This window comes from Xenorhabdus siamensis, assembly GCF_037996745.1.
GTDB classification, from domain to species: Bacteria; Pseudomonadota; Gammaproteobacteria; order Enterobacterales; family Enterobacteriaceae; genus Xenorhabdus; species Xenorhabdus indica.
On sequence record NZ_JBBMXE010000014.1, the window covers coordinates 368,550 to 392,515 of the forward strand.

Below are 23,966 nucleotides of genomic sequence, written 5' to 3' on the forward strand. Positions count from 1 at the left end.
TTTAAAGATTTAAAATCATCAATTAAGCATCAAATGGATCCCGCAGGATCATGGTTTCAGAACGATCTGGGCCAGTAGAAATAATATCAACAGGAACGCCGGTCAACTCTTCAACACGTTTGATATAATTCAATGCTGCTGCTGGCAACTGGCTGTGTTCTTTAACACCGAAAGTGCTTTCATCCCAACCTGGCAGCGTTTCATATACCGCTTCCAGACCTTCCCAGTTTTCTGCGGCCAATGGTGTAGTCTCAATGACAATACCATCAGACTTACGATAGCCAACGCAGATTTTCACTTCTTTCAAGCCATCCAGTACGTCCAGTTTAGTCATACAGAAGCCGGACAGAGAATTGATTTGGATAGCGCGACGAATAGCAACGATATCCAGCCAACCAGTACGACGGCTACGCCCTGTGGTTGCACCAAATTCCTGACCTTTCTGACGCAGATATTCGCCAGTTTCATCAAACAGTTCAGTTGGGAATGGACCAGCACCAACACGGGTAGAGTAAGCTTTAATGATACCCAATACATAATCAACATAACGTGGTCCCAGACCTGAACCAGTTGCAACACCACCCGCGGTAGTATTAGAAGAGGTTACATAAGGATAAGTACCGTGGTCGATATCCAGCAATGTACCCTGCGCACCTTCGAACATTACCAGTTCACCTTTCTGAGTTGCTTTGTAGAGCAGGTCAGAAACGTCAACTACCATGTCAGTCAGAATATCCGCAACTGCCAGAATATCATCCAGCGTTTTCTGATAATCAACAGCAGGTTCATTGTAATAGTTAACCAATTGGAAGTTATGGTAATCAATGATTTCTTTCAGCTTAACTGCGAAAGTTTCTTTATCGAACAGATCGCCCACACGCAGGCCACGACGAGCCACTTTATCTTCGTATGCAGGCCCGATACCACGGCCAGTTGTACCGATAGCCTTAGCACCACGTGCCTTTTCACGGGCATTATCCAATGCAACATGATAAGGCAGGATCAACGGACAAGCTTCGGAAATAAGCAAGCGCTCACGTACAGGAACCCCACGTGATTCAAGCTCCTTCATCTCTTTCATCAAAGCATCTGGTGCTAAAACGACCCCATTTGCGATAATGCTAATGACATTTTCACGTAAGATCCCAGATGGGATTAAGTGGAGAACGGTTTTTTCACCGTTGATGACTAGTGTATGGCCTGCATTATGGCCGCCCTGATAACGAACCACATATTTAGCTCGTTCAGTCAGCAAGTCGACGATTTTACCCTTGCCCTCGTCACCCCATTGGGTGCCCAATACGACAACGTTCTTACCCATTTCAAAAGTTCACTCGGTTGCTTAAAAATGGATTCTAACATCTCATTTAGCACCTTTCAGTATTTTTTATCACTTCTGTTATTTCGTTTCGTCATATTAATGGGCTGCTAAGTAAACATTGGTAATGATGGCAGACAAAATATGAAAAAGCCACTGTAAGTTTTCTTACAGTGGCTCAGATGAGATTTCTTTTTTCAATTCAGACGAATATAAAACAATTCACCTATCAGAACTCATTAGTTATCAGCACGGTTAACATGATCACGCTGTTTAGTCGGCTCTTTCATATAACGGAAGAAATCAGTATCCGGACTGAGAACCATGATATTGCCCTCATTCTTGAAACTTTTCTCATAAGCACGCAAGCTACGGATGAAAGCGTAGAAATCAGGATCTTTATTGAAAGCATCAGCAAACAGTTTAGTGGCTTCTGCGTCGCCTTCACCACGTAAAACCAGTGCCTGACTATATGCCGCTGCTTTAATCTCAGTAGCCGATTTGTCAGCCGCAGCACGGACCTTCTCAGCTTCTTCCATACCCTGTGAACGATGGCGACGTGCTACCGCTTCACGTTCTGCACGCATACGCTGATAGATTGCACCAGAAACTTCATCAGGCAAGTTGATTTGCTTGATCCGAACATCCACAACTTCAATTCCTAACGCAGCCATACTGTTCGGGTTGAAAGCGGGTTGTTCACCTTTAGTTTCTTTCTTCACACGGGCAGCAGCAGAGACGATTGCACTGTCTGCGGAAGAATTATCATCACTTGTCCCCAAGTTTAGGGCATTACGCACATCCGTCGTCAAACGACCACGAGAGTCTGTCACAATGCCACGAACATCCAGACGACCAATTTCAGAACGCAGGCGGTCACTGAATTTACGTTTTAACAGCACTTCAGCTTGAGAAATCGAACCATTCCCCGTTGCCAGATAATAGCTACTGAAATCTTTAATCCGCCATTTCAGATAAGAGTCAACAATCAGGTCTTTATTTTCACTTGTCAGAAAGCGATCAGCTTTGATATCCATCGTCTGGATACGGGCATCAAGTGTTTTGACAGTTTCAATAAATGGAATCTTAAAATGCAGGCCGGGCTGATAAACCATTGGCTTATTTTCAGCATCACGCACCACTTTGCCAAAGCGCAGCACAATACCACGCTGACCTTCATATACGATAAATATCGATGAATACAGCACAACCAATACGGCGGCAATAGCAAAGACGAACGACTTACGCATGATTATGGTCTCCCTTGTCTTGTCGTATCACCACGCAGGTTGTTTGAATCATCATAGCCAGAACTGCCATAACCAGAGTTGCTATAACTAGATGGCCCGTGTGTTGGTGTAGAATGTGTCGTGCTGCGTTGCTCCGATGTCACCTTCACTTCTGGCTTAACCTTTGCGGCTTCAGCTTGACTACGCAGAACCTGATCCAGTGGCAATACCAGCATATTGTTGCTCTTTTCATTTGCAATCACTTTACGGGTATTACTCAGAATACGCTCCATCGTCTCAATATAAAGGCGCTCACGGGTAATTTCCGGTGCAGCTTTATATTCTGGCAGGATTTTAGCGAAACTTGCCACTTCACCCTGTGCATTCAATACGATACTGACTTTATAGGCTTTAGCTTCTTCGATAATACGTTGAGCGTCACCCTTGGCAATCGGTAAGACAGAGTTTTTATAGGCTTCTGCTTCACGAATCGTTTTCTGCTCTTCTTCGCGGGCTGCGATAACGTCATCAAACGCCGCTTTCACCTCTTCAGGTGGACGCGCAGTCTGGAAGTTAACATCCAACAAAGTGATCCCCATATTATACGGACGAATGGTTTCTTCCAGTACTTTTTGGGTATCGTTACGCACAATAGTACGATCCGCAGTCAGGATTTTTTCCATTGTGTATTTGCCGACAACCCCGCGCACAGCACTGTCGGTCGCTTGACGCAGGCTGTTATCAGGATTAGTGACATTGAAAAGATAGGCGGCAGGATCAGTAACACGATACTGAACGTTCATTTCAGCACGTACTACGTTTTCGTCCGATGTCAACATGACACCTGATGTTGCCAATTCACGAACAGATTCAACGTTAACAGCACGAACCCGGTCGATAAATGTCATCTTCCAGTTCAAGCCGGGCTGCACGATATGGCTAAATTTACCCAAGCGGGTAACAACGCCACGTTCTGTTTCTTTAATGGTATAGAAACCACTTACAACCCAAACAGCAACTGCAGCAGCAACGGCGAGGCTAATAAGACGCCCACCAAATTTAAGGTTCTGTCCAGAACCATTTCCACTTTTGTTTCCACCGAGACCACCGAGTTTTTCACTCAGTTTACGGAACAGATCGTCGAGATCAGTTGCCCCACGGTTTCGACCACCTTTATTGTTGCCGCCGGAGTTGCCGCCATTATTATTGCTGCTTCCCCACGGGTCGCGGTCCTGTCCGTTATTACCGGGCTGATTCCACGCCATGTTTTAGCTCCACTTTTAGTTTTTCACTGGTTTTTCAGAGGTGACTGCTCTCCACCCAGATGGGTGAGGCCTCCCATTTCACAGGCCGTTGCCTGTCCCTGACAGGTCTGACAGTGGCCTCCATGGGCAGAAACGATAACTTTCATCGTTTCGTAAGCAACCAATATTTTTCGGTGATACTTTTGACAGTGCTGATTCCGTCACTGCAATTCTGGCACAGTCATTTCATCACCACCATTCCATCACCGCTACTCCATGACTTTAAGCACCTTGAAATGGCAGACAAAATGATACCTTGTTTGTTGTCCTGCGCCAATCAATCAGACAACATAGTCTGGTAAATTTGGCTCTTGTTTGCACAGACGACGCCAATCAACCAACGGCATCCTGACTTCAAGCCCCAACTGGCCATCTTCTTCCATCCACTCACGCTCAATCGCCTGAAGCTGGTAAAAACGACTACGCAAACGCCCTGCTTCTGGTGGAAGATGCAATTCATAATGCGCAATTTCCCCTGAAAGACGCTCAGTCAGCGCCTGTAATAACAGAGGAATGCCTTCTCCAGTCTGAGCAGAAAGCCAGACTCTCACCGGACGATTTTCCTCATCACGGTCAATACGGGGAACAAAATCAGCCAACATATCGATTTTGTTCATCACCAATAGAGAAGGGATCTCATGCGCCTCAATCTCTTCCAGGACACTATCAACAGCAAGGATATTTTCATCCAAACGATTATCTGACGCATCAACAACATGAAGCAGCAATCTTGCCTGCCGGGTTTCTTGCAAAGTAGCCTTAAACGCTGCAACCAAATCATGAGGCAAATGGCGAACGAAACCAACGGTATCAGCCAAGACAACCGGACCAACATCATTCACATTGATCCGACGCAATGTAGGGTCGAGAGTAGCAAAAAGCTGATCCGCAGCATATACCTCAGCCGAAGTTATTCTATTGAATAAACTTGATTTTCCTGCGTTGGTATAACCGACGAGGGAAACAGTAGGAATATCGGCTTTATTACGTGCCTGACGTCCCTGTTCGCGTTGCTTTTCTACTTTATTGAGACGCCCCAGAATCTGCTTGATTTTGTCACGCAGCATACGGCGGTCTGATTCCAACTGGGTTTCTCCCGGACCACGTAAACCAATCCCCCCTTTCTGACGTTCAAGGTGAGTCCAACCCCGAACTAAACGGGTGGATAAATGACGCAATTGTGCAAGTTCTACCTGCAACTTACCTTCATGCGTTCTTGCACGCTGGGCAAAAATATCCAGGATCACACCCGTGCGATCCACAACACGGCATTGACACAGGCGTTCAAGATTACGTTCCTGAGCAGGGCTGAGTGCATGATTAAACAACACCACATCTGCGCCACTGTTTTTGACTGCTTCAGCAATTTCTTCTGCTTTGCCTTCCCCGACAAAATATTTCGGATGCGGAGCCTTACGGCTTCCTGTCACTATCTGCACAGGAGAAACACCTGCGGAAGTCACCAATGATTCGAATTCACCGAGATTTTCCGTATCTTTCTCCTGTGAGAAAAAAACATGCACCAGAACAGCTAGTTCTCCGCCTTCATAACGATCAAACAACGGTGCAACCCCTCAGGCTGAGTAAAATCCATAGGAAAAACATAGGTAAAGTCTCCCTACCTATGTTTTTATTTACATCAGGCACTATCACTGATTTATTCAGCGATATCATTTTCCTGCTGTGCCGCCGAGCTAGTATTAGCCTGATAATTTCCTACACTGGCCCCCACACTTGCATTGCTACCATGATGAGACACTGGGCGGGAAGGCACAACAGTAGAGATGGCGTGTTTATAAACCATCTGACTGACTGTGTTTTTCAGCAAAATGACAAATTGGTCAAAAGATTCAATTTGACCCTGCAATTTGATGCCGTTGACTAAATAAATAGAAACCGGGACCCTTTCACGTCGTAATGCGTTCAGGAATGGATCTTGCAAAGATTGCCCCTTAGCCATTCTATATTTTCCTTATTTTGTTGTTTTTAACTAAGAACCCGTTGGTTCGAAAAAGTAACTACTCAAAAATGACACTTTGTACTGATCAATTGTACACAATCAATAAATTTATGTACTAATAACCTGCATGACTGTATTTAGTGCTTGTTCAGGTTGATCACTGTCCAACCAAGTCACATTGTCCCAACTCCTGAGCCATGTGATCTGACGCTTCGCTAGCTGGCGAGTCGCACAGATACCACGATAAACCATCTCATCATGAGAGATTTCGCCTGCGAGATAAGACCACATCTGACGATAACCAACACAACGAATGGAAGGTAAATCTGTATGCAAATCGTTACGAGCATAAAGCGCTTTAACTTCATCTTCAAACCCTGATTTGATCATTTGTTCAAAACGGGCAGCAATGCGCTGATGCAGAACTTCACGGCTTGCAGGCGCAATCGCAAATTGATGAACACGATAAGGCAATACTTCTCCAGACGTTTCAGTCAATGTAGTTAGAGTTTTACCCGAAATCCGAAAAACTTCCAGTGCACGGGTAAGACGTTGTGGATCATTTGGGTGAATTCTTGCGGCAGAGACCGGATCGATCTCCTGCAACTGTCGATGCAATGCGTCCCACCCCTCTTCCGCTGCTTGCTGCTCAATCTGTGCCCGCACTTCAGGACTTGCAGAAGGCAATGGCGATAATCCTTCTAGTAATGCTTTGAAATATAGCATGGTTCCGCCAACCAAGAGTGGAATTCTCCCGACAGCCGTAATTTCTGCCATGTGTTTCAACGCATCACGACGAAAATCAGCAGCAGAATAAACTTCGGCAGGATCTAAAACATCAATCAAACGATGAGGTGCCTGTACCTGTTCTTCTGGGGAAGGTTTCGCTGTACCAATATCCATGCCACGATAAATCAATGCAGAATCAACGCTAATCAGTTCAACCGGAAGATGATGACGTAAAGCGATTGATAATGCCGTTTTTCCTGAGGCAGTTGGCCCCATGATAAAAATGGCTGTGGGCAATTGTTGAGTTCTTAAATCACTCATGATTAAAAAGTGCCACCACTGCTTGTAAATCAATTAATTGTAATAATCCCTCAGGCGGAGATTCCACCAACTGAGGGCAAAGACGCTCGACATCAGCTAAAAGCTGAACAGCCTGCGCAACGTTCCACGTTTCGTGTTCGCTCCCCAAATGACGGGAAAGCCAGATTGCCACCTGTTCTACAGAGGCCGATGACTGCTCTGTCAGATAACCCAACAATGCCGGAAAAAGTTTTGGCAGGTTCTGTTGACGTAGAGGCAACGATACCGCATGAATGGTCACTTTTCCATGCGCGACAGTAGATTCAAAACCAAAAGTCTTTAATAGTTCACTATTCTGCTTTAAGACACTAATTTCTGCCTGATCGAGAGACAGTTTCAATGGGATAAGCAGTGGTTGTGATTTTAGCCCTTGTTCTCCCGGAGTTAACTGTGCCTGCCTCAGCCAACGCTCCGCAACAGGTAAAGATAACAATCCAATGCCTGACGCCGACTCAAACAAAGCATAGTGAGAGGCATAGATACTTAATACCTTGCCGAAACTATAACTACTACTTTTCCCTTGTACGACAGTTAAATGAGTCGGTGTTAATGTTGTTTTTTCCGTGTCAGGCGTTGGTTTTCCAGAGTCTCGTTTCTCAGGCGTTGCCTTTTCAGGAAATAATGGTTGTTTTTCCTCTGACGCAAACTGCATCAGTTTCTGATACAACTCCCCCTGTTTTTTCTGATAATTTTCCCCATGATGAGGCTGTCGGTTAGAGCTATGCTCTGAACGCTGACCTGAAGACGGGTTTTTGAGTGGTTCTTGCCTTTGTTTATCATGCTGCCCGGACGAAGATGAAGATACAGAGCGAGAAGATGATGATGTATTTGAAGGCGACTCTCCCGATAACGCCTTTGTTTGTTGGAGAAAATGGTTTTCTCCCGCAGAAGGCCGATTTTCCGGTATCCAATTGGCGGTATTCTCCTGACAATCAAGTGCCAGTTCAGCGCCATTACCCCGCTGTTTCAATACTGCGGCTACGCCCTGATAAATAAAATCGTGCACCAAACGCGCCTGATGAAAACGCACTTCATGTTTGGCTGGATGCACATTGACATCAACTTGATGCGGGTCGATCTCCAGGTACAGAACATAAGCAGGTTGCTGTTCTCCTTGCAGCAGATCTTGGTAGGCCTGACGAATAGCATGATTAATCAACCTATCCCGCATCATACGTCCATTAACATAGCAATACTGAGTATCACTAGCCACAGCAGTATTCATCGGATCAACCACCCAACCTTTGATAGATAAAGAGTCGTGCTGCCATGATAGTGCAAGTGCCTGCTGCACAAATGCCGCGCCACAAATTGCTGCTAATCGACGTTCATGTTGAGATTCTTCTTTGGCCGGGCGATATTGACGAACCAATTTTCCGTTGTGATTCAGATTGATCGCCACATCCAACCGGGCAAGTGCGATTCTGCGCACGACTTCATCGATATGGCTGAACTCCGTTTTTTCCGTTCTCAGAAATTTCCGACGGGCAGGCGTGTTATAAAACAGGTCTAAAACCTCAACCGTCGTTCCAACAGGGTGAGCAGATGGCTTTACCGTTACTTCCATATCACGACCTTCAGCATAAGACTGCCAGGCTTCGGCCTGATTTTCAGGACGAGATGTTAGCGTCAGCCGTGAAACGGAACTGATACTGGCCAGGGCCTCCCCTCGGAATCCCATACTGACAATGGCTTCCAGATCATCCAGAGAAGCTATTTTACTGGTAGCATGCCGAGCCAATGCCAACGTGAGGTCTTGCCTGCCAATACCGCAGCCGTTATCACGAATACGGATCAATTTTATGCCACCACGCTCAATATCAATGTCAATGCGGGTAGCGCCAGCATCAAGGCTATTTTCCACTAACTCTTTCACTACCGATGCAGGGCGTTCAACCACTTCACCAGCAGCAATCTGATTTGCCAATTGTGGGGGTAATATCCTGATAGCCATCATTCGACCTTATTCACTGTTTCTTACGTGTTAATTATTACGTGTTAATTATTACGTGTTAATTATTACGTGTTAATTATTACGTATAGTTTCTTGCTCACGGTTTAAAATTACTTTGGTGCTGTTTGCAACGGATTAGCCTGAAAATAGTGACGTAACCCCAGATGGATGGCTTGCGCCAATTTTTCTTGATACTGCTCGGAACTCAGCAACCCTTCTTCTGACGAGTTACTGATAAAACCCGTTTCTACCAAGATGGAAGGAATATCCGGTGAACGCAGAACGCCCAAACTGGCATGTTCTGGTGTACGTTTATGCAAAGAACCCACCTGAGTTAACTGATGCAAAACCTGAACAGCAACGTCATAACCTACCCGCTGTGAATGCCCGAATTGCAGATCCAACACAGCCTGACTCAAAAAAGGATCAGTGCCATTGGCAAGGGCATCTCCCGCACCACCTAACAATTCAGATTGTTTCTCATGCTGCTCCAGCCAATTTCCCAATTCACTGTTCGCACGACGATTAGACAATACCCAAACAGAAGTTCCTTTGGCACTACGATTAGGTGCAGCATCCGCATGGATGGAAACCAGCATATTGGCTTTGTGTTTACGGGCGACCTCCGATCGTCCTGCTACCGAAATAAAATAATCACCATTCCGTGTCAGGACAGGTTTGAACATGGGATCATTGCGCAGAAGTACTTCCAGTTTACGCGCTACACTGATGGTAACATTTTTTTCCCGCAATCCCCGCTGTCCGATTGCCCCCGGATCTTGTCCTCCATGCCCGGCATCAATGGCAATAACAACTGGATATTTCCCTTTAGCTGCCTTAGTTAGCTGTTTTTTCACTACTTGTTCACCATGAGCAGACGTAGTTTTAGCAGCCTGTTTTGTCGACATTGTACCAGAAGTTGACTTATTTGTTAGTAATTGCTTACCTTCATTTGATACTGGATTTTCTCTGAATGCAGGTTTTTCTTTCAATGTCGATGAACGACTCGCAGTACCATCTACTACTTTTACTACTTTCAGGGTAAAGATAATCTGGTACTGGTGACCTGATTGCTTCACAACGGAAGTTGCTGTTGCCTTCTGCGCCAACTCCAGCACAATTCGCTTATGCAGTACATCAGGTGGCTGACTGGTTCGGATGACTTTTACCAAATTCTGTTTTGTCTGACCCTGGCCTGATAAATGCATCGGCAACCCTGTGAAATTAGCGGATTGACGAATATCCACCACCAGTCTTTCAGGGTTATGCAAAGGGAAGAAACGATATTCAGGATGCCCACCTGTGAACCCCAATGTCACAGTCGCTTCAGATGGACTATTGCTCACATGCACATTTGACAACGTAGACGCCATTGCTGTTGTCACAACCAGTTGGCTTAATATCACAAACAACATACAAACCATCAGCCAATGGGGTTGCCATTTTTGTATCGTCTTCACGGAGAAGGCATTCATCATGGTCAGGGATTCCTTCATAAGGATTTCAGATTATCCAGTAAATTTTCACCATATTCAGATAACGCCACAAAACGCGCTTGTCGACCTTCATTGTTATAGGTCAAATGCAACTCAATATCAGCTTCAGGCAAAAACCCTGCCCCCTGCTGCGGCCATTCCACCAAACAAATGGCATCCTGATGAAAATAATCCCGAATCCCCATAAATTCCAATTCTTCCGGATCAGCCAGACGGTACAAATCAAAATGATAAACAGAGCGTGGTTGCAGGGTATAAGGTTCCACCAACGTATAAGTAGGACTTTTTACATGTCCCTGATGACCGAGAGCTTGCAGGAAACCACGACTGAATGTCGTTTTTCCTGCACCAAGATCACCATATAAATAAATAACATAGCCGCGTTCGCAAGCTGCCGCCACTGCATTGCCCAGCGCAACCGTAGCATTTTCATCTGGAAGTGATAAAACGAGTTCTTTCATCGAAAATTATCTGTTGTATTTATTAAATTGAAGGATATTGAAATATACACATCTTCTTTCAAGTCGCGACCTGAAATCCATTAAGGTATATAAAAGGCATATCAGCCAACAAATAGTATGAGTTTAACCAATAACCATAATATAACTTAGCTATTACCATTTAGCATCTTCTGTGCTAACACCAAGCCTGATGCCACATTTTTTGTCTTCAATCTATCCTGTGTTACTCTACGCTCCTTTTACAGCAGTAAATTAATATTTCATGGCAATCCCTCTCGATCTGAGTCTTCTGGCAACAAACATCAAGCAATGGGGGCTTTCCCTTGGTTTCCAGCAAGTTGGCATCTGTGATACTGATTTATCCACAGAAGAGCCGAGATTACAGGAATGGCTCGATAAGCAATATCACGGTGAAATGGACTGGATGGCACGTCACGGCATGATGCGAGCACGTCCCCATGAATTACTGCCCGGCACTTTGCGGGTTATTAGTGTACGCATGAATTACCTGCCCACCAAAGCTGCTTTTGCCAGTACATTGAATGACCCTGAACTGGGCTATGTTAGCCGTTATTCACTGGGCAGAGATTACCATAAACTGCTACGCCAACGGCTTAAAAAGCTAGGTGAACAAATACAGGACTATTGCAGCGCCCATGAATACCAAGGGAACCTGAATTTTCGTCCCTTCGTCGATTCAGCTCCCATTATGGAACGCCCATTGGCAGCAAAAGCTGGACTTGGTTGGGTTGGCAAACACTCACTTATATTAAACAGGGAATCGGGTTCTTGGTTTTTTCTGGGAGAATTACTTATTAATCTTCCCTTACCTATTGATACTTCTCAAGAAGAACAATGCGGACGTTGTGTCGCCTGTATGACCACCTGCCCGACAGGAGCAATTGTCGAACCTTATACGATTGATGCCCGCCGCTGTATTTCGTACCTGACGATTGAACTTGACGGATCTATCCCAGAAGAATTTCGTCCATTGATGGGAAACCGAATTTATGGTTGTGACGATTGCCAACTTATTTGCCCCTGGAATCGTTTCTCACAATTAACGGATGAAGGTGATTTCAGCCCTCGTGCCGCACTGCATACGCCTAAATTACTCGATCTATTCAGTTGGAGCGAAGAAAAGTTCCTGCGCATAACAGAAGGTTCAGCCATACGACGTATCGGTTATCTACGTTGGCTGCGCAATATTTCAGTTGCGTTAGGTAACGCACCTTATCGGGATGAGATTGTACTAACTCTGGAAAAAAGAATCGGCTTGAGTGATGTATTGGATGAACATATTCACTGGGCCATTGCTCAACAGATATCTCGTCGGAATGCTAATGTAGTTGAAGTCCAAACGTCACAACAGAAACGATTAATACGGGCAATTACCAAAGGGTTACCCAGAGATGCTTAATATACAATCAGCTTAATTTCTTATTAAAAAACCCTTCTATTTCCTTGTGAATAAAATAAAAACGCTTTGTTGATCAAGGCGCAAAGAAAGGATAAATGTTAATTCAATAATTTTGAATAATAGCTAATTATTCTAATTTATCAATTAGTTAATCAATAGATATTATTTTAAATAATGGGTTACAAAGCTTAAATGTAATCGTATTGCCTGTGGATAACTCTGTGTAACAATCAAAGCAATATCGAGCAACTCAATAGGGTAGTTACGTTAAATACTGTGGATAAAAAATAGAGATTGCACTTCGTTGGAAAAGTATTAGGTATTGGCAATAAAAACGGAATCCACTCCCCCATTCTAGACGCTACTGGAGAAATTTTCCTCTGCCTACCCAAAAATGAGGCGGCATTATGGACTTGTTGAAGCAGGATGGCAAGCGCTTTATCAATAAATTATTTTTGGCCGAACTCTGACAAGTTATACGGATACGGAATAAAGAAGTGCCAACACTCAATGCCAGCACTCTTTTCTTACTGACTATTTCATTATCAACTATTACCACTCATTATTATCCGGCAAAGTTAACGTGACAACAGGATACACATCGCAGCAGGGTAAAAATGACTTTAACTCGTTTTTATCCTTTCAACCAGTTCTCTGGATAACTCCCAGTCGTATTGATTGTAAAGACGCCCCAACGTTTGATAAGGAGCTCCGGCATAAAACAGTTCATACTGATGATGTCTCGAAGCAAACTCTGAGCCTACCGCATCCCACACTAACTTCATCAATCTGATCCTTTCGACAGGTGAGGCAATGGATGAATACTGTGTTTTCTCAATAACACTTAAAATTTCATCATCCTCTAAATCAGCCGCACTTGATGGCAACATCAAAACGCCTCCCCCCGCCAGTTTTCTGATTGTCTCCAATACATTTGGATACATTGACTGCGAGATAACCCGATACGTATAAAGCATGGTCTTATCAGGCAAGCAGAATCCATTATGAATTTTTGGGCAATGAAGCACACTCTTAAACAACCCTTCAATATTCATGGCATAGCAGGCGAGCTGTGCAAGTGATTCCTTCACAGCAGGATACTCGCAGACACCGTTGGTTTCAGCCATTGCCTGCGCTAATCCCGCTAAAAAGTGCAATTTTACTGCATAACGGGCCAGGCTTTGGATATCCATCAAAATTTCCGTAGCCGTTGACTCCATCTGCTTATTGCACATCTCGATATCTTCAAAGATAAATACCCTTTCCCAAGGCACCAAAACATCATCGAAATAGAGCATTGAATCATTTTCATCAAATCGGGATGACAATGGATAATCTGTGGGATTAGCACCAAACTCATAGGAGCGTCTGGATATGATTTTTATGCCTTTCGTATTGAGTGGCATAGCAAAAGAAAGCGCATAGCGTTCATCAACATCTTTTTTCAGCGGCTTAGTAGCACCGACTAATACTTCATCAGCCAATACAGCGCCCGTAGCAAGCATTTTAGCACCTCGGACAATAATGCCCTCGGCATTCTTTTCCACTACACCAAGGGCATGATAGATATTCTTATCATGTCCACCGGGTGTCTTTGAACGGTCACCCTGCGGGTTAATCAGAGCATAAGCCAGATAAAGATCATTCTTACTTGCATAGGCAAAATAATTTCGCAAAGCATCAGCGCGTTCTTGAGAGTAAGATTCGAATAATTCAATATGTGTCAGCATTCCGGCTAGTGCCGATGACGTGTAATCGGGGCTTCTGCCAAGCCAGCCCACCGTCTGCTCAGCCCATTCATATGCTGCATAACCACGCGCAATTAGCTGTTCAGGGGTAGATGGCAACTGCCAGTATAAACTCATCTGCTCGCCAGCTTCTGTTGTGAAAGTCATCTTATCCGCATGCTGAATTTTATAATCATACAAACTCGCTACAGATCTAATCGCATTCCTGAACGCCGGGTGATCCACATGATCTGTGATCTTTTCGCCATTGATAAAAATAGTGCGTCCATCACGTAAATCCTCCATATATTGCTTTCCGGTTCTTACCATCTTTTCTATGCTCCTATCGATAACGACGATTTTTAAAGGTCAAGAAAAGAAATCTTTTTATTCAGCACTGGAGATCCAATATACAAGGATAATTGTCCTCAATTGGGAATAATATGACTACGATATATCTCATTAAAATATCGCAGAAAACAACAGCCTATTAGCCGCACCGATACTGGTCGTGATTACCCTTTCCAGCACAAAAAAAGAATATACTTTTCAAGGCAATGAGATATATTCATGTGGATTAACCAGAAAAGCGATATCAAATTACGATGTCATCATAATAATGAATAACAAGCAAATTAGCTTAATCAATGGGTATTATAATCTTATAACACTGTTTCAATTATTATATAAATTTACCCTCCATTCTGTTTATTATTCAATAATACAAAATATTACTCTAACTCATCACGAATGTCTTATTGTGAGATAACTCATTAATTTTCATTTGTCTTTGCTGTATATTTATATCTTTTAGTTATAAACTAATGCATAAATAACATATTGGATAATCAATTATAAATGAGGTTGTTATCTATGATTGTTAATGATAAATCAAACGTACCACATGTTGTAAATACAAGTGATGACTTATTGTTTATATACGAATGTTATCATTGCATATTGGGAATGAAAAGGAACGAAAAACTGACAAGTATAAATTGGTTCCATTCAAGTAACCTCTCTCTTTCAATATTACAGATACATATGATTGACCTGCTTATTTCAATGGAAAAAAGCAAATATGAGCAAGCTAAAGCACTTCTTGATACATTAATAATGATAAGTGAAAAATAATCAGATGAACGTGCTGAACTCATCAACTCAGGAATAATTTCTTTAATTAATAATAATTATTATCAGGCCAGAAATTATTTTTATAAATGTTTACTAAAAAAACCTAAAGATATATTCAGTTTTTACACCTGTCATATGATTGAGTTCAATAATGGCATGACCGAAACCATGCTTGAAACGCTCAATCTGGTTAATAAACACTGGGATATTAACGATGAATTCTACAGTTATTTTCAAGGTATTAAAGCATTCATTCTGAACGAAAATAAATACTATGATGAATCTTATATAAGTGCATATAACTCATTGAAAATAAATAATCTTGATATTTATGCCATTCATGCCATTTGCCATTATTTTTATGACAAAAAACACTTTAGTGAAGGGAAATACTGGATGGATACCCTGAAAGATAAATGGCAATATAATTACGGCATGAGAATTCATCTATTCTGGCATTACGCTATGTTTCTTATGGAGATGAATGAAATCGATCAGGCAGTGAATATATACCATCAGATTCGCCATAAAAATGATAGTAATGGGCTTGAAGATTTAGACGCGACTTCTTTATTATTCAAGATGAAATTCATATATGGGAAAAATGATCATCATATACAAAGACACTCAGATTTACTTTTTGAATCATGGAACAATAAGGAAGAACTTGGTTTTTATTTTTTCAATGATTTCCACGCAGCTTTAGTATTTGGCGTCAATAAAAAATTCGATATGATAGATTATCTCATTGAAAAAACGAAAAATAGTAACCCTATAGGTTATTATAATACTAAAAGAAATCTGCTTGAGGCCATAAAAAATTACAGCCAAGAAAATTATGATAAAGTCGTTTTAATTTTAAATGAGCCAATTAACTATCAATTTATGGGCGGAAGCCGTATTCAACGAAGTATTATCAATAAAATATTATCTGATTCTAAATCTAAACTAGGGTTAGCTGAGAAAAATGAAAACAAAATACCAAATAATCTGATAACGCCAGAAATATATACCCAATAAGTTTCGAATCACTTCATAGTGAGGGCTTTCTTCACCTCAGTCATATAGTTAACTATGTAACTGAGATAAGTAATTACATCAATTTAAAAACTAATAGTAAAAGTCGTTTCTCATTAATTTTACAGCCGCCTCAAGCAATTTCTGAGAGCCATACCACTTTCTTGCTTTGTATTTTATGATGGCATTGCTAGTATAAAGAAAGCTGAATTCATCAACTAAGATACCATGATGTAGCTAATAAAAAATAGTAAAAACAGTTCGTTATTACCATTTCCTTACTAACATGTTGGAACTGGAAAATATTACAAGGTGATAATAAAAATGGACGAAAAATCAAATGATTACTCAAGCTACATTAAACTCATTATTGTTTCAGTTATATGGGGTGGAACATTTATTGCTGGAAGGTTTATTTCATCTGATACCAATTCGTTATTATTAGCCACTGTTAGATTTATTCTTGCAGCATTTGTGTTAATAATAATTATTGCTTTTTCTAAAAAAGGATTTATCAGAATCAATAAAGCACAAATGGCAAATATAGCGATACTAGGCTTCTTTGGCATTTTTGTTTATAACATCTGTTTTTTTTATGGACTGAAGTATATTGATGCGTCAAGAGCGTCTCTTATTGTTGCAATAAATCCGGCAGTGATAGCAACTGTCTCTTATTTCCTATTTAGAGAAAAAATGTCTGCTATAAGAATCATCGGCATTTCGTGTTGTTTATTTGGTGCAGGCATTGTTATTATTGGAAATAATTTATCAACTTTATTAAATACAAAAGGAAATATAATCGGTGATATTTCTATATTAGGATGTGTAATTAGCTGGGTTATTTACAGTATTTTTGGTAAGAAAACAGTCAATGAAATTGGAGCATTACACACTGTTGCTTACTCAGTCATTGCTGGAACCGTGATGTTGACAATAACAGCTTTGGTTACAAATGATATGACACCATTAGCCTTCGTTTCTTTATCAATGAACGACTTAATCAGCCTGATTTATTTGGGAGTCATAGGCTCAGCTATCGCTTATGTTTTATATTACGATGGTATCGGTAAAATTGGTGCTACAAGAGCGGGGGTATTTATCGCATTAAATCCCTTAACTGCGATATTAGGCGGGGTATTATTTTTACAGGAAAAGTTCACTATACCTATATCTATCGGTGGTATTTTTATTATTACAGGTATTGTGATGACCAATAAAGAGATAAAAAAATAACACTCAAGGCAGAATAATCTATTATTCAAGATAATAAAATATATGAATCAGATCTTCATCATTCTCTGGCCTTTGTTTGCCCTGATATTATTAGGATTTATTCTAAAACGTAATGCGATGTTTAGTACTTTATTTTGGCAGGGAGCAGAAAAACTCAATTACTTCTTACTATTTCCTGCATTATTAATAAATAGTCTGGCTACCGCTTCTTTGGATAACCCACAATTATCAAGGTTAGTTTGGGCAATTCTCACTGTAATTAGTATTGGCTATGTTATATTAATTTTTTTAAGATATTTATTCCAATGGCCAACCCAACGTTTTGGTGTCTATGTACAAGGGACATTACGTTTCAACACTTATCTCGGATTAGCTATCACAATAGATATATTTGGTACTCATGGGATCGCTGTTGCTTCACTGATACTCGCTATCTTAGTACCCCTTTGCAATACAGTTTCTATTTTAGCATTAACACCAAACAAAAATACTTTATCTATTAAACAATTCGTGATGGTTATTATTAAAAATCCCTTGATCATAGCTTGCTTCATCGGGATATCATTCAACCTGTCCAAAATTGGCCTACCTTACGGTTCAGGGCAATTTTTAAAAATTCTGGCAAGTGCAAGCCTTCCATTGGGATTGATTTGTATCGGTGCATCTTTACAACCATCAACGTTAAGATCTGATAAAAATTCAATTATTATCAATAGTCTATCCAGATTATTATTAATGCCATTCATTGCCGGGATTATTGGTTTTCTTTTTCATCTCAATATATTAGAACTCAATTTACTGATCCTATTTTTCGCAATACCGACAGCACCAACGGCCTATATCTTAACCCGACAGCTAAATGGAGACAGCCAATTGATGTCAGCGATCATCACGCTACAAACAATTACTGCTGTTATTACTTTGCCTATTATATTAAGTTTAGAATTAAACTAGGTGAGAACGACTAAAGAAAGGATACATGATTTGGAGCGGGAAACGAGACTCGAACTCGCGACCCCAACCTTGGCAAGGTTGTGCTCTACCAACTGAGCTATTCCCGCACCTCAAGAACGGACGCCATTATGAACGCCTTCAATAAAGATGGCAAGCTATTTACTCGCACATCAAGACTGAACGCTTAAAAGACATCCAACAAGGTTGCAATTTGATAAGTGAAGGGATATTTAAAATTTAACATTATATATACAACTATCCCCCTAATAAGATTTGTACTTGTCGGAATAATTTGCTGGAAATAGATTAGAACCATTTTTTAGTCGTATCTTATACACGGTGATTGCCCTTCAGTAAGGCCCGAACATATGACTCAATATTATCCACCTAAATTTGTTACTGGCACAGATGCTCTCATTGAGCTTCTCCTAGCTCAGGCTGAGCTGGATAGAAGTCGTCATCTTAATACAGCAGGATTTGTTTCAGGATATCGGGGCTCACCGTTAGCCCGTTTAGATCAGACATTATGGCAGAACAGTAAAAAACTGGCTCAAGCCAATATTCATTTTCAGCCCGCAGTCAATGAAGATCTTGCGGCTACTGCGATTTATGGTACTCAAAAAGTTGAATCTGACCCTGATCGCAATGTCAGTGGTGTTTTTGGCATGTGGTACGGCAAAGGGCCGGGAGTAGACCGTTCCGGGGATGCACTCAGGCATGGCAATGCCTATGGCTCTTCCCCCAATGGTGGTGTGCTGGTTATTCTTGGTGATGATCATGGCTGTGTGTCTTCTTCCATGTCTCATCAATCTGATCTCGCTTTGATGGCATGGAACATGCCAATCTTACACCCGGCCTCCGTTTCTGATTATCATGACGTGGGATTATGGGGCTGGGCTGCATCCCGGTTAAGTGGGGCTTGGATTGGCTTTAAAGCCATCAGTGAAGTCGTGGAAAGTTGTGCTATCAGGGAGCGTAAACCTTTTCCTGAATATGAAATACCTCAAGTTGATCCCGGCCCAAGTGGGCTTCATTGGCGTTGGCCTGACCTCCCCAGCCCTCAAATAGAACAGCGTTTAGCTTATAAACTTAAAGCTGTTCAAGACTTCGCCAAACTTAATCCAATTGATCAACTCATTGCTCCATGTTCACATCCACAAGCTTTATTAGTGACTGTCGGCAAAGCCCATCGGGATGTTTTAGAAGCCCTGCGTGCCGGAGGCTTACCTCCTTCTGAATTAGCAAAACACGGTATTGCTTTTGTCCATGTACGTCTGGTTTATCCTTTATCTCCACTTCTCAGCGAGATCGCATCACAAGTTACTGATATTTTTGTCATTGAAGAAAAAAACTCTGTAGTCGAAATGCTACTCGCACGGCATCTCATTAATTTGCCACAACATATCAACCTGATAGGTAAGCATAATCATCTTGGACAAAAATTTGTGCCCACAGACACAGAGCTACGTCCTTCACGACTTGCTCCACTGCTTGCAGGATGGCTGAAGAAATTCAATTTATTTCTCTCTGTTCCTTTGGAATGGTCAACTCAAGCTGCATTACACGATATTACGCTTCCCAAACGTACTCCCTATTTCTGTGCGGGATGTCCTCACAGCACTTCGACCCGTTTACCAGAGGGCAGTCAGGCTCAAATCGGCATTGGATGTCATATCATGGCCGCATGGATGGATCGCGATACAGGTTACGGCCTAACACCCATGGGAGCCGAAGGTGCCGATTGGGTAGGCCATTCCCGCTTTATTAATCGTTCTCATGTCTTTCAAAATCTGGGGGATGGCACTTACTTCCATTCCGGGCATTTAGCTATTCGTCAGGCAGTCGCTGCGGGAAGCCACATTACTTATAAGCTGCTGTTTAATGAGGCAGTAGCAATGACAGGCGGGCAACCACTGGATGGAAATATTACCATAACGCAGATCGCGTCTTTAATGCTGGCTGAAGGTGTGAAGTATGTTGCAATTGTGACTGATGAGCCTGATAAATATAAAGGTAAAAACAGCCTTCCTGCCAAAGTGAAGGCTTATCAACGGGATTATCTCGAAGATATACAGAAACGCTTTCGAGACACTGATGGGGTAACGGTCATTATTTATGATCAAACCTGTGCAACAGAATTACGACGTAAGAGAAAAAGAGGATTAGTACCGAAAGCGACAAAACGAGCAGTAATTAACGAGTTCGTCTGTGAAGGATGTGGTGATTGCCAGATACAATCCAATTGCCTTGCAGTGATCCCAACCGAGACATCTCTGGGCACTAGACGCGCGATAGATCAGCATGTTTGTAATTCAGATCTCTCCTGTCTGAAAGGTTTTTGTCCTAGCTTTATCACTATAGAAAACGCGGAACCTCGCCAAGACACCAGCAAGATATTTCCACAGAAACAGCTTGATAAGCTAGTGAATAAACTCCCCCAACCAGTCTTAAACTCCACAGACATTCCTTATGAAATCCTATTCGTTGGTGTAGGTGGTACTGGTATTATCACCGCCGGTCACCTGCTTGGTATCGCTGCCGAAATAGAAAACTACGCCGTCAGCTTGCTTGATTTTACTGGTTTTGCCCAAAAAGGCGGAGAAGCAATCACTCATATTCGATTCTGTCGGGATATCAATAAACTACATCAGGTCAGAATTGACCGGGGACGCGCCAATCTCGTCCTTGCTGCTGATTTAGTTGCTGCAACAGGGCAAAACTCACTAGAAGTGATGTCGAAAACAGGAACTAACTGCGTACTTAATACCCACAAGACGCCAATCGGCACTATGCTGAGAAATCCCATGCTGAAATTGGATCATACCAAAATGCTGGATACTCTCCACCAACATTGCCAGACACTGCGATCTGTTGACACAGAGCAAATTGCCGCAGATTTGGTCGGTGACAGAAATCAAACTAATATCGTCTTAATTGGTTATGCCTGGCAACTTGGTCAGATCCCAATCAAACTATCCTCTATAGAAAGCGCCATTCAGAAAATGTCCCATCCAACAGATAACATTACAAATAATGCACAACGCGCCTTCAATCTCGGCCGCATTGCTGCTGAACAGCCCGAACTTCTGAATAATTTTCTGCATGTTAAACCGAAACAGACTATCGAGACGTTGGATGATCTTATTTTGCATAGATATAGACTTCTGGTTGATTACCAGAATGAAAAATATGCACTCCGCTATTTGAGCCGTGTTGCACAAGTCCAACAAGTTGCTCAACAAATTGATGCAGAAGACCTGACCAAATCTATTGCTGAAAATTTGTTTAAGCTAATGGCATATAAAGATGAATATGAAATTGCCCGTCTCTACGTCAAAACAGGGTTCTTTGATAAACTTCGTTCACAATTTGATAACGCAGGTAAGATCCGCTTTCATCTGAGCCTTCCTTTTTTCAATCGCAAAGATCCCCGAACAGGTGAGCGAGGCAAACAGGAGTATGGCGCATGGATCATTCCTGTTTTTCACTTTCTTGCAGCATGTAAACTATTTCGCGGTACAATTTTTGATATTTTCGGCTATCAAGAAGAGCGTAAACAGGAAAGAAGTTTACTACTCGAATATGAGCGATTAATCGATTTCCTACTGGAAAAATTGGATCGCAATAACCTGGCAATTTGTCAACAAATTGCGACTCTGCCTGATCAGGTACGAGGTTTCGGGCATGTGAAACAAAAAGCGATAAGAAATATGCAGGAACGCAAGGCAGTTTTGCTAAAAGAGCTGGAAAAAGCGGTATAACGATACACATGGACATCACTAATAACCGTGATGTCCAACAGTTTTATCTTTTTCAGTAAATTTATTATTTCCAACAATTGTAGTAAGCACGTAATCGCTGTGTTATCTGCTTTTCACGGCAAGAGAATGCAATCAATTCAGGAGGGGGTGTAAAGGTTTTATCGATCAATTCAGCCTGTGCCCGATACTCACAGAGTAAACCTTCGTTGATGAGGCGTTCCCATCCTGGTTTGATATTCCACATATTTTCATAACCCATCGCTACCGTTTGTTTTGCCGCCTCCAAAACAGCCATATCCCGCTCAAACCCAATTAAAGGTGGACGAATAGGGTTAAAGTCTTTTAAATCAATTTCCTGATTCGGTAATCCCATTATTTCATTTGCAACATAGTCGGCTAAAAGCGGGGATTGGTGCAGACCGTCCCGGTAAGTGCCAGTCACAAGCCATACCCCATTAATGCCACACTCGCCAATCAATGGAAAACCATCTGCGGAGATAGGCCGATTACCAACCTGAATTGCAATTATCTCTGATTCATACAAATCAATGTTTATCTGATTATAAGCGCACTCCAAAAGGAACTGGACGGTGGCAATTGACCCATACATGTGAGGTTGGTTTTTCACAAGGTTGGTTGCACCAACGTAAAGAACACCATCACCACGCGGCACACAATGTAGACCACAAGCAAACGCACGATTCGGAGTCCGAATAACCGAGGTTGGTAGTGCATCAGCATTTTTGAGTTTGAGTAAAACAGACACTCCATAGCCTGAAAAGAGTGGGGGAATTTTCTGCACTAGCGGATTGGTCTGATAATACATCAAGCGACTGTACACCTGCTGCAATAATCACTTTGTCTGCGGTAAGACGCCTGCCATCAACCGTTTCAACACCCGTTACACCACCGTTTTCTGTGAGAATGCGCTTAACATTGTTATCGACTATCTCTCCCCCTTCCTTGAAAAAGGCAGAATCCAACATTTCAAGCAATATATGGGAATTAAGAGCGTGTTCCTCTGAAATATAAAGCCCTTTAAGTGAGCGCATTAAGTTGTTCGCTTTCATTCCCTTAATCAATTCTGGATCAACAACTTCATAAGGTTCATTGTGCTCACGAAGCGTACGCTCTATAGCATCATAGTTAACACTATCAACTTCGGCCATACCTGCGGTATTGAGAATGACATGCGTCCCTTTTGCCGTAAACAAAGGACGAGTATCCCCTGAAGAAGCGGCCAAACGCTGTGTCCATGCTGACCAACGATCTTTCGCGACACGATCCATTTTGAGTTTCAACTTCCCATAGTCACTCGCAATAAGACCGCTTGTTACCTCACCAAAACAACCATTCATTGCTCCTGCAGCTCTTGACGCAGCATTGCTACGATCAAGACTTCCCACCCTGCATACTTTCAATCGGCGACTGATAAGTTCATAAGCAAGTGAGCCTGCAATAGCACCAGATCCTACAACAATGACATCAGAGTTCATTCTGTACTATCCTCTTAATTTAATGGACAAATGTCCCTAAAAAGGACTAGGGACAGGTTGGAGAAGCTGTGCAGAAAACTGGATATGGAAAACGTTTCTATAAAATAATACGCTTATTCTCAGCCTGGAGAGTTTTAGCAATATTTATTTCTATAGGTGATTATACCAAGTTGGATTTAACTTAGCAGAGGGAGCGAACATCGGTCAACATCAATCCTTATGGATTGGACAGGCTGAAATTACAAAAAAAGCGCCGAAAGGCGCTTTTTCTATGTGACTTGCAGACTATTATGAAATCCACCGTCCTGAATTTGGAGCGGGAAACGAGACTCGAACTCGCGACCCCAACCTTGGCAAGGTTGTGCTCTACCAACTGAGCTATTCCCGCTTAATTTTGATGTGCTGTACTTTCG

Annotated in this window: 17 protein-coding genes and 2 tRNA genes; 5 read left to right on the top strand and 14 right to left on the bottom strand. The window is 42.2% G+C overall.

What is annotated here, in order from left to right:
- Positions 1 to 22: 22 nt before the first annotated feature.
- From AAC852_RS15725 to tsaE, 9 genes are all read right to left on the bottom strand, one after another.
- On the bottom strand, positions 23 to 1,321 hold the full coding sequence (locus tag AAC852_RS15725) for an adenylosuccinate synthase (protein WP_340621798.1): 1,299 nt from the start codon (positions 1,319 to 1,321) through the stop codon (positions 23 to 25).
- 236 nt (positions 1,322 to 1,557) lie between these two features.
- Positions 1,558 to 2,568 carry a protease modulator HflC gene (hflC, locus tag AAC852_RS15730; RefSeq protein WP_340621799.1) on the bottom strand — a complete coding sequence of 337 codons (1,011 nt, stop codon included), beginning with the start codon at positions 2,566 to 2,568 and terminating at the stop codon, positions 1,558 to 1,560.
- Positions 2,569 to 2,570: 2 nt separating this feature from the next.
- Positions 2,571 to 3,812: an FtsH protease activity modulator HflK gene (hflK, locus tag AAC852_RS15735; protein ID WP_340621800.1), complete on the bottom strand. Its 1,242-nt coding sequence runs from the start codon at positions 3,810 to 3,812 to the stop codon at positions 2,571 to 2,573.
- Positions 3,813 to 4,132: 320 nt separating this feature from the next.
- Entirely contained in the window at positions 4,133 to 5,413 is a 1,281-nt protein-coding gene (gene hflX / locus AAC852_RS15740) for a ribosome rescue GTPase HflX (RefSeq protein ID WP_340621801.1), read from the bottom strand.
- Between the two features lie 95 nt (positions 5,414 to 5,508).
- Positions 5,509 to 5,811: an RNA chaperone Hfq gene (gene hfq, locus AAC852_RS15745; RefSeq protein ID WP_340621802.1), complete on the bottom strand. Its 303-nt coding sequence runs from the start codon at positions 5,809 to 5,811 to the stop codon at positions 5,509 to 5,511.
- A 108-nt stretch (positions 5,812 to 5,919) separates the two neighbouring features.
- Positions 5,920 to 6,861, bottom strand: a complete 942-nt coding sequence (gene miaA / locus AAC852_RS15750; protein ID WP_340621803.1) for a tRNA (adenosine(37)-N6)-dimethylallyltransferase MiaA — start codon at positions 6,859 to 6,861, stop codon at positions 5,920 to 5,922.
- On the bottom strand, positions 6,854 to 8,854 hold the full coding sequence (mutL, locus tag AAC852_RS15755) for a DNA mismatch repair endonuclease MutL (protein ID WP_340621804.1): 2,001 nt from the start codon (positions 8,852 to 8,854) through the stop codon (positions 6,854 to 6,856). Before mutL ends, miaA begins: the two co-directional genes overlap by 8 nt.
- A gap of 110 nt (positions 8,855 to 8,964) precedes the next feature.
- A complete protein-coding gene (gene amiB / locus AAC852_RS15760; RefSeq protein WP_340621805.1) occupies positions 8,965 to 10,332 on the bottom strand; it encodes an N-acetylmuramoyl-L-alanine amidase AmiB in 1,368 nt (455 codons plus the stop codon).
- Between the two features lie 14 nt (positions 10,333 to 10,346).
- Positions 10,347 to 10,811 (bottom strand): tRNA (adenosine(37)-N6)-threonylcarbamoyltransferase complex ATPase subunit type 1 TsaE, encoded by a 465-nt coding sequence (gene tsaE / locus AAC852_RS15765; RefSeq protein WP_340621806.1) that lies wholly within the window; start codon positions 10,809 to 10,811, stop codon positions 10,347 to 10,349.
- Positions 10,812 to 11,073: 262 nt separating this feature from the next.
- Between tsaE and queG the strand changes: the two genes are divergently transcribed.
- Positions 11,074 to 12,231, top strand: a complete 1,158-nt coding sequence (gene queG / locus AAC852_RS15770) for a tRNA epoxyqueuosine(34) reductase QueG (RefSeq protein WP_340621807.1) — start codon at positions 11,074 to 11,076, stop codon at positions 12,229 to 12,231.
- A 623-nt stretch (positions 12,232 to 12,854) separates the two neighbouring features.
- Here the strand turns inward: queG and AAC852_RS15775 are convergent.
- Positions 12,855 to 14,288: a 4-hydroxyphenylacetate 3-hydroxylase family protein gene (locus AAC852_RS15775; protein ID WP_340621808.1), complete on the bottom strand. Its 1,434-nt coding sequence runs from the start codon at positions 14,286 to 14,288 to the stop codon at positions 12,855 to 12,857.
- Positions 14,289 to 15,248: 960 nt separating this feature from the next.
- Here AAC852_RS15775 and AAC852_RS15780 point away from each other — a divergent pair.
- The 3 genes from AAC852_RS15780 (at position 15,249) to AAC852_RS15790 (ending at position 18,296) form a co-directional block, all read left to right on the top strand.
- On the top strand, positions 15,249 to 16,112 hold the full coding sequence (locus AAC852_RS15780; RefSeq protein WP_340621809.1) for a tetratricopeptide repeat protein: 864 nt from the start codon (positions 15,249 to 15,251) through the stop codon (positions 16,110 to 16,112).
- Positions 16,113 to 16,433: 321 nt separating this feature from the next.
- Positions 16,434 to 17,342 carry a DMT family transporter gene (locus tag AAC852_RS15785; RefSeq protein ID WP_340621810.1) on the top strand — a complete coding sequence of 303 codons (909 nt, stop codon included), beginning with the start codon at positions 16,434 to 16,436 and terminating at the stop codon, positions 17,340 to 17,342.
- A 42-nt stretch (positions 17,343 to 17,384) separates the two neighbouring features.
- The gene (locus AAC852_RS15790; protein ID WP_340621811.1) at positions 17,385 to 18,296 is read left to right on the top strand and encodes an AEC family transporter; all 912 of its coding nucleotides are present in this window, start codon (positions 17,385 to 17,387) and stop codon (positions 18,294 to 18,296) included.
- 31 nt (positions 18,297 to 18,327) lie between these two features.
- Here the strand turns inward: AAC852_RS15790 and AAC852_RS15795 are convergent.
- Positions 18,328 to 18,403, bottom strand: a tRNA-Gly gene (locus AAC852_RS15795).
- Between the two features lie 261 nt (positions 18,404 to 18,664).
- On the opposite strand from AAC852_RS15795, the gene AAC852_RS15800 reads away from it, so the two are divergent.
- Positions 18,665 to 22,057 carry an indolepyruvate ferredoxin oxidoreductase family protein gene (locus AAC852_RS15800; RefSeq protein WP_340621812.1) on the top strand — a complete coding sequence of 1,131 codons (3,393 nt, stop codon included), beginning with the start codon at positions 18,665 to 18,667 and terminating at the stop codon, positions 22,055 to 22,057.
- Positions 22,058 to 22,121: 64 nt separating this feature from the next.
- On the opposite strand, the gene AAC852_RS15805 is transcribed toward AAC852_RS15800, so the two are convergent.
- The 3 genes from AAC852_RS15805 to AAC852_RS15815 all read right to left on the bottom strand — a co-directional run bounded on the left by AAC852_RS15805 (position 22,122) and on the right by AAC852_RS15815 (position 23,941).
- Positions 22,122 to 22,823 carry an FAD-dependent oxidoreductase gene (locus AAC852_RS15805; protein WP_340621813.1) on the bottom strand — a complete coding sequence of 234 codons (702 nt, stop codon included), beginning with the start codon at positions 22,821 to 22,823 and terminating at the stop codon, positions 22,122 to 22,124.
- Positions 22,792 to 23,553 carry an NAD(P)/FAD-dependent oxidoreductase gene (locus AAC852_RS15810; protein WP_340621814.1) on the bottom strand — a complete coding sequence of 254 codons (762 nt, stop codon included), beginning with the start codon at positions 23,551 to 23,553 and terminating at the stop codon, positions 22,792 to 22,794. Before AAC852_RS15810 ends, AAC852_RS15805 begins: the two co-directional genes overlap by 32 nt.
- A 312-nt stretch (positions 23,554 to 23,865) precedes the next feature.
- Positions 23,866 to 23,941, bottom strand: a tRNA-Gly gene (locus tag AAC852_RS15815).
- Positions 23,942 to 23,966 lie beyond the last annotated feature (25 nt).